This window comes from Luteococcus struthionis, assembly GCF_048595755.1.
Classification (GTDB): Bacteria; Actinomycetota; Actinomycetes; order Propionibacteriales; family Propionibacteriaceae; genus Luteococcus.
This window is the reverse complement of the sequence record NZ_CP184360.1, coordinates 423,571-436,276: the sequence shown is the minus strand read 5'-3', so window position 1 is coordinate 436,276 and position 12,706 is coordinate 423,571. Positions and strand designations below refer to the sequence as shown.

The window sequence follows — 12,706 nt, the reverse complement described above, 5'->3', positions numbered from 1 at the left end:
ATTGTTCGCCCAGAGCAGGGACTGGTGGGCTCGCGGGGCGGGTGCCGGGAGGCGGGACTGTGCCAAGCTTGGTGGGTCAGCTCCCGGACAGAAAGGCCACTGCCGTGCCCCTGCGCGAGTCCACCACCCCCAGCGTCGAGCCGGGAGGCATCACGCGCCTGCGACGCCCCGGCCACGGCGTGCAGCGCGTCGCGGCACTCGGCCTTGCCGCGCTGGTGCTGACCGTCGGGCCGCAGGCAGCTTCGGCCAAGGCCGAGGGCAGCGATGCCAATGCCCGGGTGGAGGCCGTCGTGGCGGCCGACGGCAGCATCACCGTCAACCAGACCCTGGACTTTCCCGACGGCGCGCCGAAGGACCTGACGCAGACCATCCAGACCCGTACCGACGCTGACGACGGCGCCTACTACGAGCACCAGGTGGATGAGGTCAGCGCCAAGGTGGGGGCCAAGCAGGTGACCCCGCAGCTGGACCAGGGCGACGCGCAGACCCGGGTTCGGGTGCCGGAGGCGGCCGGGCAGAGCGAGGTGACCATCTCCTACACCGTGGTGGGGGCGGCGCACCAGAGCCCTGCCGCGCAGGGCCAGCGCCCGCGCACCGAGGTGCAATGGGACTTCCTGCAGGGATGGTCGGTGCCGGTGCGGCAGGTCAGCGGCACCATCAACACCCCCGGCACCATCAGCTTCGTCACCTGCGAGTCCGGTGCCCCCGGCCTGCTCAGCCCCTGCAGCACCTTCGGCGGGGGCACCCACGAGTCTCCCCAGCCCAGCTTCACCGACGGCCCGCGGGCGGCCGGAGACGTGGTGCAGGTGGGTTTCGCGCTGCCCAGCAGCCTGGTGCAGCCGAATGAGACCGTGAAGCACCACTGGTCGCTCGATCGGGCCTTCAGCGTCAACCGCAACACGCTGCTGGCCTCGCTGCTTCCGCTGCTGCTGGGCGGAGCGCTGCTCTGGTTGCTGCACCGCCGCACCGGCCGCGACGTGGCCCATGGCGGTCGCGTCACGCCGGTGGCGGAGTTCCGTCCCGTCGGGGCGGGGGAGAGCGAGTTCACGGTGCTGCACGACGTGCGCCCCGGGCATGTCGGCACGGTGGCCGACGAGCACGTCGACCCGGTCGACATCACTGCGACGCTGCTCGACCTGGCCGTGCGCGGCTGGCTGCGGATCATCGAGCTGCCCGACGCACCGCACAAGCCGCTCGACTGGACCTTCGAGCGTCTCGAGGGTGGCCGGGGCGAACTGCGCCCCTTCGAGCAGCGGCTGCGCGATGCGGTGGCCCCGGCCGACCATCGCCCAGCCCAGGTCTCGCAGATCACCGAGGCCATCAACCCGGTGGTGGAACAGGTGCAGGACGAGCTCTATGCCGACGTGGTGCAGCGCGGCTGGTTCGACCGCAACCCCGACCAGACCCGCAACCGGTGGACGGTGCTGGGCTGGTCCGCGCTGGCCGTGGCGATCATCGCCACCGTGCTGCTGGTGGTCTTCACCACCTTCGGCCTGGTGGGCTTTGCGCTGACGGCGCTGGCGCTGGGCGCCCTGCTGATCGGCCAGCAGATGCCGCGACGCACCACCGAGGGCACCGCGCTGCTGGCAGGTCTCTCGGCACTGGCCGGGCAGTTGCAGACCCAGCCGACCACGAACCTGCCGGCCGGCCGTGAGCTGGAGGAGCTGTCGCAGATCCTGCCCTACACCGTGGTGCTGGGCGGCCGGGAACGCTGGATCCGGGCGATCGTCGCGGCCGACGACGACGCGACCCCGGATCCGCATGACCTGGCCTGGTACCACGCGCCCGGCGACTGGCACCTGCAGGACCTGCCCGAGTCGCTGGAGTCCTTCATCGTCACCGTGCAGGGCAAGCTCTTCGGACGCTGAGCGGCCCCGCCCACAACGCAACCGTGGCTGCCTCCTCGGCCAGAGGAGACAGCCACGGGCGGTCCGGGAGTGGGGCTCAGAGCTCCAGACCGGGGTAGAGCGGGAACTTGCCCAGCAGCTCGGCCGAGGCGTCCTTGGTGCGCTCGGCGACGCCGTCGGCCAGGGTGTACTTGGCCTTGCCCGGCTTGCCGGTGCTGGCCGTGACCGGGGTGGTGTTCTTCAGCACGTCGACGATCAGCTCGGCCACCCGGTCGAACTCGTCGGCGCCGAAGCCACGGCTGGTCAGGGCCGGGGTGCCGATCCGCACGCCCGAGGTGTACCAGGCGCCGTTCGGGTCATTCGGGATCGAGTTGCGGTTGGTGACCACGCCCGACTCCAGCAACGCGCTCTCGGCCTGGCGTCCGGTCAACCCGAAGCTGCTGGTGACGTCCAGCAGGTTGATGTGGTTGTCGGTGCCACCGGTGACCAGCTTCACGCCGCGCTTCATCAGGCCCTCGGCAAGGCTCTTGGCATTGTCGGCCACCTGCTGGGCATAGGCCTGGAAGCTCTCCTGGCGGGCCTCGGCGAAGGCCACGGCCTTGGCGGCCATCACGTGGCTCAGCGGGCCGCCCAGCACCATCGGGCAGCCCTTGTCGATCGACGGGGCGTACTCGGCGGTGCTCATCACGAAGCCACCGCGCGGGCCGCGCAGCGACTTGTGGGTGGTGGAGGCCACCACGTCGGCATAGGGGATGGGGTTCTCCTCGCCGGTGAAGACCTTGCCGGCCACCAGACCGGCGAAGTGGGCCATGTCGACGAAGAGCGTGGCGCCCACCTCGTCGGCGATCTCGCGCATCGTGGCGAAGTTCAGCCGGCGCGGGTAGGCGGAGTAACCGGCGATCAGGATCAGCGGCTTGAACTCCTTGGCATCGGCACGCAGCTTGTCGTAGTCGATCAGCTCGCTCTCGGGATCGGTGCCGTAGGAGCGCTGGTGGAACATCTTGCCGGAGATGTTGTGGCGGAAGCCGTGGGTCAGGTGACCGCCGGCGTCCAGACTCATGCCCATCACGCGCTGCTCGGCGAAGGTCTTGCGCAGCGTCTCCCAGTCGTCCTCGGAGAGGTCGTTGACGGTCTTGGCACCCAGCCGCTCCAGCTCGGGGCTCTCGATGCGCTTGTTGAGGATCGCCCAGTAGGCCACCAGGTTGGCGTCGATGCCGGAGTGCGGCTGGACGTAGGCGTACTCGGCGCCAAAGAGCTCACGGGCGTGCTCGGCGGCAACCGACTCGACGGTGTCGACATTCTGGCACCCTGCGTAGAAGCGGTGACCGACGGTGCCCTCGGCGTACTTGTCGCTGAACCAGGTGCCCATGGTCATCAGGGTGGGCAGGCTGGCGTAGTTCTCGCTGGCGATCAGCTTGAGGCTCTCGCGCTGGTCGGTCAGCTCCTGGCGGGTGGCCTCGGCGATGCGCGGCTCCACCCCACCGATGATGTCGAGCATGGTGCGGTAGGCGCTGGCGGCCGTGCTGTTGGTGGACGCGACGTTGGTCACGGGTACTCCTGAACGGGAGGCGGCTGGGACAGGGCCAATCTATCGCCTCGGCATGCCCGCCACGGTGCCGACCATCCACCAGTCCCGTATGGGCCAGGCGGCTGCCGGATCAGTCCAGCTCGGCGCCCCAGGCAAGCATGGTGCGCCACACCTCGGTGACGTAGTCGATGCGTACCGGACCGTGGGCGTCGGCCTGGTCCAGCACGGCCGTCCAGCGTGCCTCGCGTTCGTCGCGGGTGGCCTGGTCGGCCACCAGCCAGGCCGAGTGCGTCTTGTGCAGCTCCAGGAAGTCGTCCCCGGTCATGGTGCGTTGCCACGCGACGTGCGTGGTCTCGAAGGGCATGAACTGCTCACCCGGGTGCGGGTCGCGCTCCGGGGAGGCGTTCAACTCGATGCCGCGGGGCACGCTCTGCACCTCTTCGAAGGCGCGCTGCCACGCTTCGGTGGCCTGGTCGGCATTCCAGGCCATCGCCAGGCTGCCGCCCGGCCGCAGCACCCGGGCGATCTGCGCACCGGCCATCAGCGGATCCATCCAGTGCCAGGCCTGGCCGACCACCACGGCATCCACGCTGTCATCGGGCAGCGGCAGCGCCTCCGCGGCGGCGACGTGCGTCTCCACCTCGGGATGGTTGCTGCGCAGCACCTCGAGCATCTCGGCCGAGGGATCGACCGCCACGACGTCCAGCCCGCGCGCCACCAGTACGTCGCTGAGCTTGCCCGACCCCGCGCCCAGGTCCAGTACCCGTTGTGGGGAGCGGCCCGTGGCGGCATTGTGCGGCAGCATCCACTCGACCACCTCGAAGGGGTAGTCCGGCCGCAACCGGTGGTACTGCTGCCCGATGGTCTGGAAGCTCTGTGCGCGCCGTGCGTGGTCCGGGACCGGCTGGTGCTCCATCAACGGCAGCGGCTGATCTCGTAGAGCGCGATCGAGGTGGCCACCGAGGCGTTGAGGCTCTCGACGGCCGAGGTGATCGGGATGCTGACCAGGTGGTCGCAGCGCTCGCGGGTCAGGCGGGCCAGTCCGTCGCCCTCGGAACCGACCACGACCACCAGCGGGCCGTCGACGCCCGGGATCCCACCGATCTCGACGTCGCCCTCACCGGCCAGGCCGACGACGGTGAAGCCAGCCTTCTGGTAGCGCTCGATGGCGCGGTTGAGGTTGGTGGCCATCGCGACGGGGATGCGCGCGGCCGCACCGGCCGAGGACTTCCAGGCCACGGCGGTCATCGACGCGCTGCGCCGCTCGGGGATCAGCACGCCGTTGGCGCCGAAGGCCGCCGCCGAACGGATGATGGCGCCCAGGTTGTGCGGGTCGGTGATGCCGTCGCAGAAGACCACCAGCGGTGCCGTCTCACCCGCCAGCGAGTCCGCGAGCAGGTCGTCGGGATGGGCGTACTCGTAGTGCGGCAGTTGCAGGGCCAAGCCCTGGTGGACGGCCCCACCGGTGAGCCGGTCCAGCTCGTTGCGGGAGATCTGCAGCAGGGGCAGCGAGTTCTCGGCGGCCACCTTCAGCACGTCGGCCAGTCGGGAATCGCGCTCGGCGCCCTCGGCGACGTAGAGGCTCTTCACCGGCATCCCGGCCTGCAGGGCCTCGAAGACGGGGTTGCGGCCCACGACCCACTCGGCGCCCACCTTGCCTGCCGGCTTCGCGGCGCTGCGGTTGCCCCCCTGGCGGCGAGCCAGTTGCTCCTTGGTGGTGCCCGGCTTCACATTGCCCTTGTAGGCCTTGTGGTAGGGACGGTCCTCGGCCTTGGGCGTCGGGCCACGGCCCTCGAGGCCCTTGCGGCGGCGGCCGCCGGAACCGGCGGTCTTGCCCTTGCCCTTGCTGGTCGCACCGCGACGAGACGAGTTTCCGGCCATGTCAGTTCTCCAGTTCCCAGCGCGCACCCTCGGGGGTGTCGGTGATCTTGAGGCCGGTGGCGGCCAGGGTGTCGCGGATCGCGTCGGCGGCGGCCCAGTCCTTGTTGGCGCGGGCCTCGGCCCGCTGCGCCAGCAGCTTCTGGACGAGCGCGTCGACGACGGGCTCCAGGTCGGAGCCCTTGTCGGAGGCCAGGTGCGCCCACTCGTCGGCGTCCGGGTCAAGCCCGAAGACGCCCAACATGCTGCGCACCGCGGCGAGGTGGGCGGCGGCGGCCGGCAGGTCCTTGTTGGCCAGCGCCTTGTTGCCCTTGCTGATCTCGTCGAAGAGCGCGGCGACGGCCTTCGGGGTGCCCAGGTCTTCGTCCATGGCCTCACGGAAGGCGGTGGGAACGGCCTCGACAGGCTCGGCCGTCGTGGTGGGGTCGGCCGCTGCTCCCCGAGCTTGTCGAGGGGCCTCGACGCCGGTCTGGACGGCCCGCTCCAGGAAGGAGTCGATCCGCTCGATCGCCTTCTCCGCCTCCACCAGGGAGCCCTTCGACTCCTCGTCGGCGGGGGAGAACTCGATCATGCTGCGGTAGTGCGGTGCCAGCAGGAAGAAGCGCACGGCGCGCGGGTTGTACTGCTTGGTCACCTCGGTGACCAGGGCGGTGTTGCCCAGCGACTTGCTCATCTTCTCGCCCGCCATGGTCACCCACGCGTTGTGCATCCAGTACTTGGCGAAGGGGCGGCCGGCCGCGGTGGACTGGGCCAGCTCGTTCTCGTGGTGCGGGAAGCGCAGGTCCAGCCCGCCACCGTGGATGTCGAAGGCGTCGCCCAGGTACTTGCCGGACATGGCGGAGCACTCGATGTGCCAGCCGGGGCGGCCGCGTCCCCACGGCGAGGGCCACGACGCGGTCTCCGGCTCGCCGGGCTTCCAGCCCTTCCACAGTGCGAAGTCGCGCGGGTCACGCTTGCCACGCGGGTCGGAGTCGGCGGCGGCCTCCATGTCGTCGGCCTTCTGGTGGCTCAGGCTGCCGTAGGCGGGCCAGCTCTTCACGTCGAAGTAGACGTCGCCGGACTCGTCGGGTGCGGGGTAGGCGTGGCCCTTGTCGATGAGCTGCTGGATCAGCTCGATCATCTCGGGGATGTGCCCGGTGGCGCGCGGCTCGTAGGTGGGCGGCAGGCAGCCCAGCGACTTGTACGCGGCGTGCAGCTCGTTCTCGAAGCGGTAGGCGTGGGCCCACCACTCGACGCCCGCCTCGGCGCTCTTGGCCAGGATCTTGTCGTCGATGTCGGTCACATTGGCGACGATGGTCACCTCGTAGCCGCTGAAGGCCAGCCAGCGACGCAGCACGTCGAAGACGACCTCCTTGCGGATGTGGCCCAGATGGGGGGCGCTCTGCACGGTGAGGCCACAGTGGTAGATCGACACCTTGCCCTGTTCGAGGGGCTCGAAGTCGGTCAGTTGGCGCGTGGCGCTGTCATACAGGCGAAAGTTCACCCGGCCAGTCTAGGCGACGGCCCATCGACGCCGAACCGGGCGCACACCGCCTCAGGAAGGCTTCTGGGCCACCCACAGGAACCAGGCGCAGAACCAGCACAGCCCGGCGAAGATCCAGGCCCCGATCGGGCTGCCGGTGCTGCACACCTGCTCGCCCGTGCCCGGGCCGCCGGCCAACGGCAGGCATTCGGTGCGGCGGCTGAGCAGCAGCGGCACCAGGCCCAGCAGCGCCATCATGGCCGGCATGAACCAGCGGGGCATTCCCTCGCTCGCAGGAGTCCTCATCCCTTGCCCTCCGCCTCGGCCCGGGCGCGCAGCGCCTCGATGTCGAAGCCGCCGAAGGGGGAGGGGGCCACGTCGTCGGTGACCGGATCGTCCTCCCACGGGTCATAGGGGTTCTCGGCGGTGTCGTCGGCATAACCCTGTGACGGGTCGAAGGGGTTGGCCAGCACCCGGTTGCCCTCGGGCAGCTGCTCCATGGCATCCTCGCTGATCGCCTCGTCGGGCAGGTTGCGCAGGATGTCATTGATGTAGCCGTGCGCCGCGTCGACGTGCGAGACCTCGTAGCCATTGCGCTGACTGGCGTACCAGCGGTAGTCGAGCACCTCGTGGAAGAACTGCGCGGCATCGCGCTTGCTCAGCAGCTCGGGCGGAATGGTGTCCACCACCGGCTCGAAACACTGGGTCAGCCACTGGTGGGCCACCTGGGATTCGTCGACGTGCCCCTGGCTGGTGCGCGCCCGGAAGGTGTCCAGGTCATTGAGCAGTCTGCGGGCCTGGTTCTCCTCGGTGTCGAGGCCGGTCAAGCGCATCAGGCGACGGGAATGGTGGCCGGCGTCGACCACCTTGGGCTGGATCCGCACCTTGGTGCCGTCGCGCGAGGTGCTGATGTCGAGTTCGGCCACGTCGAAGCCGAGGGCGTTGAGCCGACGCACCCGCGACTCGATGCGGTGCAGTTCGTTGCCGCCGAACTCCTCCACGCCGGTCAGCTCGGTCCACAGCTCGCGGTAGCGGTTCTCGATGGCATCCACCAGGCTCAGCGGGTCGAGGGCCTCGTCCAGCAGGCCGCCGGCCTCCAGGTCGCAGAACTCGCCGAACAGGTTGGTGCGGGCAATCTGCAGGTCGTGTTCCCGCTGTCCCTTGGTGAGCACGTCGTGGAGTTCACCGGTCTCGGCATCCACCAGGTAGGCGGCGAACTCGCCGGCGTCGCGACGGAAGAGCACATTCGACAGTGAGACGTCGCCCCACAGGAAGCCCAGCAGGTGCAGGCGTGCCAGCAGCACCACCAGGGCGTCGATCAGCCGCATCACCGTGTCCTGCCGCACGCCCGAGCTGAACAGGCTGCGGTAGGGGAGGCTGAACTGCAGGTGTCGGGTGATCAGCACCGGGTCGAGCGGTTCGCCATCGGGACCGATGCGACCGGTGACCACTCCCAGGGGTTCCACGGCGGGGGTGTCGAGGCGCATCAGGTCGTGCAGCATGCGGTACTCGTGGATCGCCAGGTGCTCGATGACCTCCTTGGCGGCATAGACCTGGTCGTCCACCCGGATGAAGCGGACCACGTGGCGAGAGATGCCTCGGGGCAGCGCGACGAGCTGCTCGGCGGGCCAATCGGCCAGCGGGGTCCCCCAGGGCAGTGGGATCAGCCGAGCATCGGGCTTGGCGGAGAGGAAACGAGGCACGTCCCCATAGTGCCACCGATCCGTCGCACGCCGCCGCGGCGCTGGGCGCCTCCCCCTGTGGTCGACGGAAATGTGGATCCTGCGACGGCAACTTCCGGCAACGACGTGACAGCCCGCCTCAGCAGGTCACTGGGCGGCGCGGTCCAGGGCTGCCCGCACGTCGGCCACCAGGTCGTCCCCGCCCTCGATGCCCACGCTCATCCGCAGCAGGCCCTGGGTGATGCCTGCGGCCTGCTGGACGTGGGGCGGCATCGAGGCGTGGGTCATCGACGCCGGGTGGCACACCAGGCTCTCGATGCCGCCCAGGCTTTCCGCGAGCAGCAGCAGCTGCAGCCCGTCGCAGAAGCGGCGCACGGCGTCGATGCCGCCGGCCAGTTCGAAGCTGAGCAGCGATCCGAAACCGCCGGGCTGCTGGCGACGGGCCAGCGCGTGCCCCGGATGGGTGGGCAGGCTGGGGTGGTGCACGGCGGTGACGGCGGGGTGCTCCCGCAGCAGGTCAAGGATCTGCTGGGTGTTCTCCCAGTGGACGCGCACCCGGGCGTCCAGGGTTCGCAGACCACGCAGGGTCAGATAGGAGTCCAGGGCTCCGCCAGTCAGGCCCAGGCAGTTGGCCCAGCCCGCCAGCTCCTCGGCATGGGCCGCGCTGGCGGCGATCACCGCGCCACCCACGACGTCGGAGTGCCCGTTGATGAACTTCGTGGTGGAGTGCAGCACCACGTCGGCCCCCAGCTCCAGTGGGCGCTGCAGGGCGGGGGAACAGAAGGTGTTGTCCACTGCCACCACGGCCCCGGCCTCGTGGGCCCAGGCGCTGACGGATGCGATGTCGGTCAGCCGCAGCAAGGGGTTGGAGGGGCTCTCCAGCAGTACCAGTGACGCCGGCGACTGCAGGGCCCGGCGAGCCTGCTCGGGATCGGTCAGGTCGACGAAGTCGACGCTCAGGGCGCCCTTGTCGGCCAGCCACTGCAGCTGGCGCCAGCTGCCGCCATAGCAGTCGTGCGGCGCCACGACGCGGCCGCCGGCCGGCACGAAGGTGTTGACGACCAGGGTGACCGCCGCCATGCCGCTGGCGGTGACCACGGCGTCGGCGCCGCCCTCCAGGGTGGCCAGCGCCTCCGCCAACAACGCCCTGGTGGGGTTGCCGCTGCGGGAGTAGTCGAACTCTCCGCGGCCATCCAGCCCCCGGAAGGTGTAGTTGGTGGACATGTGGATCGGGGGCACCACGGACTGCTTGGCCGGGTCACGGTCCAGTCCGGTGCGCAGCCCACGGGTCTGCTGGCTGGGGGAGGTGGAGGTGGCTTCGGGCTCGGTCATGCCTTCGAGCCTAGGCACCCTCAGCCAAGGACCGATGAATTGTCCACGATGTGCCCGTCGAGCATGCCTTGCAGGGAAGCGATCGATCACACAGAAGTCCGCCATGCCCGACGGACCGGGCGAGTGATCCCGGGAGCACGGACGTGGGCCCCCGCCAGAGGCGAGGGCCCACGTCGTCGGGGTGCTGGGATCAGCGGTTGGTGCCACCCGAGATGCGCTGCTGGGTCTCATTGCTGAAGACGTGCACATCGTTGGGCGAGACGGCCAGACGGACCGTGGCGCCGCGCTGCGGCTGGACGCGGCCGCTGATGCGGGCCACGATCTGGGGCGCGGTGAGCTTCTGGTCGTCGGGCAGGCCGGCCAGGGTGCCGTAGATGTAGCCGTCGGCGCCCAGCTCCTCGACCACGGCTACGTCGACCGGAATGCCGTTGTCGTCGTTGGCGATCGAGAAGGTCTCGGGACGGATGCCGATGGTCAGGTCGCGCTCGTTGGGAGCCTTGGCCAGCACCTCGCGGGGGACCGGCACGACGTAGTCGCCCACCTGCACGCCACCGTCGACGACGCTGGCCGGGATCAGGTTCATGGCCGGGGAGCCGATGAAGCCGGCGACGAAGAGGTTGGCCGGGGTGTCGTAGAGCGCCAGCGGGCTGTCCACCTGCTGCAGCACGCCGTCCTTCATCACGGCCACGCGGTCGCCCATCGTCATGGCCTCCACCTGGTCGTGGGTCACGTAGACGGTGGTGACGCCCAGACGGGACTGCAGGGCCGCGATCTGGGTACGGGTCTGCACGCGCAGCTTGGCGTCGAGGTTCGACAGCGGCTCGTCCATCAGGAAGACCTGCGGGTTGCGGACGATGGCGCGGCCCATGGCGACGCGCTGGCGCTGACCACCGGACAGGGCCTTCGGCTTGCGGGACAGGAAGTCCTCCAGGCCGAGCAGCTTGGCGGCCTCCTGGACGCGCTGCTGACGCTCCTCCTTGGGAACGTTCTGCATCTTGAGCGCGAAGCCCATGTTGTCCGCGACCGTCATGTGCGGGTACAGGGCGTAGTTCTGGAAGACCATGGCGATGTCACGGTCCTTGGGCGGCAGGTCGGTGACGTCGCGGTCACCGATGTGGATGCTGCCGGCGTTGACCTCTTCCAAGCCGGCCAGCATGCGCAGGCTGGTGGACTTGCCACAGCCGGAGGGGCCGACAAGGACCATGAACTCGCCGTCGCCGATCTCGAGGTTCAGCTTGTTGACGGCGGGGCGATCAGCGCCCGGGTAGACGCGCGAGGCATCGTTGAAACTGACGGTGGCCATGCCACACTTCCTTTCCACGGGCAGGTACGTGCCCGACGATCCGTAGTGGAATCCGTGGACTCACTCTGTCCACTCGGCAAGACTGGCACACCTGGGGTCACAGTCAACAGCCGACCCCCGGGGTTAACCTTTTCGGCAACCGCTGACTAGGGCATTCGTGTTCGCTGTTACCAAATCGTGAACGAACGGGGCCCTCAGCACTCCACGATGTTGACGGCCAGCCCGCCCCGGGCGGTCTCCTTGTACTTGGTCTTCATGTCGGCCCCGGTCTGCATCATCGTCTTGATCACCTGGTCGAGGCTGACGATCTGCTGGCCGTCGCCCTGCAGCGCCAGCCTGCCTGCGGTGATCGCCTGCACGCTGGCCATGGCATTGCGCTCGATGCAGGGGATCTGCACCAGCCCACCCACAGGGTCACAGGTCAGTCCCAGATGGTGCTCCAGACCGATCTCGGCGGCATTGCTCACCTGCTGCGGGCTGCCGCCCAGCACCTGGCACAGCCCGGCGGAGGCCATCGACCCGGCCACGCCCACCTCCCCCTGGCAGCCCACCTCGGCGCCGGAGATCGAGGCGCTCTGCTGGTAGATGCCGCCGATCGCTCCCGCGGTCAGCAGGAAGTCGACCACCGTCTCGTCGCAAGCCCCGGGCATGAAGGTCATCACATACTTCAGCACCGAGGGGATGATCCCGGCCGCGCCATTGGTCGGGGCGGTCACCACCCGGCCACCGGCCGCGTTCTCCTCGTTGACCGCCAGGGCCCACAGCGTGAGCCAGTCCATCGCCGCGAGCGGGTCGGTGGGGCCCGGTGGCTGCTTGCTGCGTGCCGTGAGGTCAAGGTAGAGCCGGTGGGCGCGCCGCCGCACCTTCAACCCACCCGGCAGCACGCCCGAGGTGGCGCAACCCTGTGCAATGCAGCCGTCCATCACCTGCCAGATGCGAAGCAGACCGTCGCGCACCTCCTGCTCGGTGCGGCCCAGGGCGAGTTCATTGGCCATCTGCACCTCGGGGATGCGCAGCCGGTGGTCGCGACAATGGGCCAGCAGCTCCGCGCCGGAACGGTAGTCGAAGGGCACCCGGGTGGTGTCCCGCGTGATGCGCGGGCTGCCGGAACCGTCGTCCTCCAGGACGAAACCACCGCCGATGGAGTAGAAGGTGCGCTCCTGCAACACCTGGTCACCTTCCCAGGCGGTGAAGACCATGCCGTTGGTGTGGAAGTCGAGCCGACGGGTGCGATGCATCACCAGGTCCTCGGCTGGATCGAAGTCGATCTCGGGGCCCTCGGGGGAGCCCAGCCGGATGCGGCGAGTCCGTTCCACCTCGGCGGTGCGCACCGGCGCCTGATGGGTGTCGACGCTTTCGGGCAGTGCACCCTCCAGGCCCAGGACCACCGCGGGCTTGGAGCCGTGGCCGTGGCCGGTGGCGCCCAGCGAGCCGAACAGTTGGGCCTGCACCCTGGTGGTGCGCTGGGCCAGCCCGTCGCGGACCAGGCCGCCGGTGAAGGTTGCGGCAGCGCGCATCGGCCCCACGGTGTGGGAACTCGACGGCCCGATGCCGATCTTGAACATGTCGAAGGAGCTGATCGCCACGCGCCAAGTGTGCATGGAGAAGGACATTCTTTCCAGTGCCAGACCTGAACTGAGCCCGCATCTTCCGCGGGAGTATTTTCTGTGTCAG

At 69.5% G+C, this 12,706-nt stretch carries 10 protein-coding genes; 1 reads left to right on the top strand and 9 read right to left on the bottom strand.

The window, feature by feature from the left end:
- Nucleotides 1–104: 104 nt before the first annotated feature.
- Nucleotides 105–1,868, top strand: a complete 1,764-nt coding sequence (locus tag ACOAMO_RS02095) for a DUF2207 family protein (RefSeq protein ID WP_420175942.1) — start codon at nucleotides 105–107, stop codon at nucleotides 1,866–1,868.
- A gap of 76 nt (nucleotides 1,869–1,944) precedes the next feature.
- Here the strand turns inward: ACOAMO_RS02095 and ACOAMO_RS02090 are convergent, their stop codons facing one another.
- The 9 genes from ACOAMO_RS02090 to ACOAMO_RS02050 all read right to left on the bottom strand — a co-directional run bounded on the left by ACOAMO_RS02090 (nucleotide 1,945) and on the right by ACOAMO_RS02050 (nucleotide 12,633).
- Complete coding sequence (locus ACOAMO_RS02090) at nucleotides 1,945–3,396, bottom strand: glycine hydroxymethyltransferase (protein ID WP_420175941.1); 1,452 nt, start codon at nucleotides 3,394–3,396, stop codon at nucleotides 1,945–1,947.
- A 109-nt stretch (nucleotides 3,397–3,505) separates the two neighbouring features.
- Nucleotides 3,506–4,291: a class I SAM-dependent methyltransferase gene (locus ACOAMO_RS02085; protein ID WP_420175940.1), complete on the bottom strand. Its 786-nt coding sequence runs from the start codon at nucleotides 4,289–4,291 to the stop codon at nucleotides 3,506–3,508.
- A complete protein-coding gene (rlmB, locus tag ACOAMO_RS02080) occupies nucleotides 4,291–5,256 on the bottom strand; it encodes a 23S rRNA (guanosine(2251)-2'-O)-methyltransferase RlmB (RefSeq protein ID WP_420175939.1) in 966 nt (321 codons plus the stop codon). Before rlmB ends, ACOAMO_RS02085 begins: the two co-directional genes overlap by 1 nt.
- 1 nt (nucleotide 5,257) lies before the next feature.
- On the bottom strand, nucleotides 5,258–6,736 hold the full coding sequence (gene cysS / locus ACOAMO_RS02075; RefSeq protein ID WP_420175938.1) for a cysteine--tRNA ligase: 1,479 nt from the start codon (nucleotides 6,734–6,736) through the stop codon (nucleotides 5,258–5,260).
- Nucleotides 6,737–6,787: 51 nt separating this feature from the next.
- Nucleotides 6,788–7,021, bottom strand: a complete 234-nt coding sequence (locus tag ACOAMO_RS02070) for a hypothetical protein (protein ID WP_420175937.1) — start codon at nucleotides 7,019–7,021, stop codon at nucleotides 6,788–6,790.
- Nucleotides 7,018–8,418, bottom strand: coding sequence for a DUF4032 domain-containing protein (locus tag ACOAMO_RS02065; RefSeq protein WP_420175936.1), 1,401 nt, complete (start codon nucleotides 8,416–8,418; stop codon nucleotides 7,018–7,020). Before ACOAMO_RS02065 ends, ACOAMO_RS02070 begins: the two co-directional genes overlap by 4 nt.
- Nucleotides 8,419–8,544: 126 nt before the next feature.
- Nucleotides 8,545–9,729 carry a cystathionine gamma-synthase gene (metB, locus tag ACOAMO_RS02060; RefSeq protein WP_420175935.1) on the bottom strand — a complete coding sequence of 395 codons (1,185 nt, stop codon included), beginning with the start codon at nucleotides 9,727–9,729 and terminating at the stop codon, nucleotides 8,545–8,547.
- A 190-nt stretch (nucleotides 9,730–9,919) separates the two neighbouring features.
- Nucleotides 9,920–11,032 (bottom strand): ABC transporter ATP-binding protein, encoded by a 1,113-nt coding sequence (locus ACOAMO_RS02055; protein WP_420175934.1) that lies wholly within the window; start codon nucleotides 11,030–11,032, stop codon nucleotides 9,920–9,922.
- Nucleotides 11,033–11,226: 194 nt separating this feature from the next.
- Entirely contained in the window at nucleotides 11,227–12,633 is a 1,407-nt protein-coding gene (locus ACOAMO_RS02050; RefSeq protein ID WP_420175933.1) for an L-serine ammonia-lyase, read from the bottom strand.
- Between the last annotated feature and the right edge of the window lie 73 nt (nucleotides 12,634–12,706).

Bases quoted from the DNA above. Each gene is read 5' to 3' on its own strand.
- metB (WP_420175935.1), bottom strand. From the start codon at position 9,729: ATGACCGAGCCCGAAGCCACCTCCACCTCCCCCAGCCAGCAGACCCGT.
- ACOAMO_RS02055 (WP_420175934.1), bottom strand. From the start codon at position 11,032: ATGGCCACCGTCAGTTTCAACGATGCCTCGCGCGTCTACCCGGGCGCT.
- rlmB (WP_420175939.1), bottom strand. From the start codon at position 5,256: ATGGCCGGAAACTCGTCTCGTCGCGGTGCGACCAGCAAGGGCAAGGGC.
- ACOAMO_RS02050 (WP_420175933.1), bottom strand. From the start codon at position 12,633: ATGCACACTTGGCGCGTGGCGATCAGCTCCTTCGACATGTTCAAGATC.
- ACOAMO_RS02070 (WP_420175937.1), bottom strand. From the start codon at position 7,021: ATGAGGACTCCTGCGAGCGAGGGAATGCCCCGCTGGTTCATGCCGGCC.
- ACOAMO_RS02085 (WP_420175940.1), bottom strand. From the start codon at position 4,291: ATGGAGCACCAGCCGGTCCCGGACCACGCACGGCGCGCACAGAGCTTC.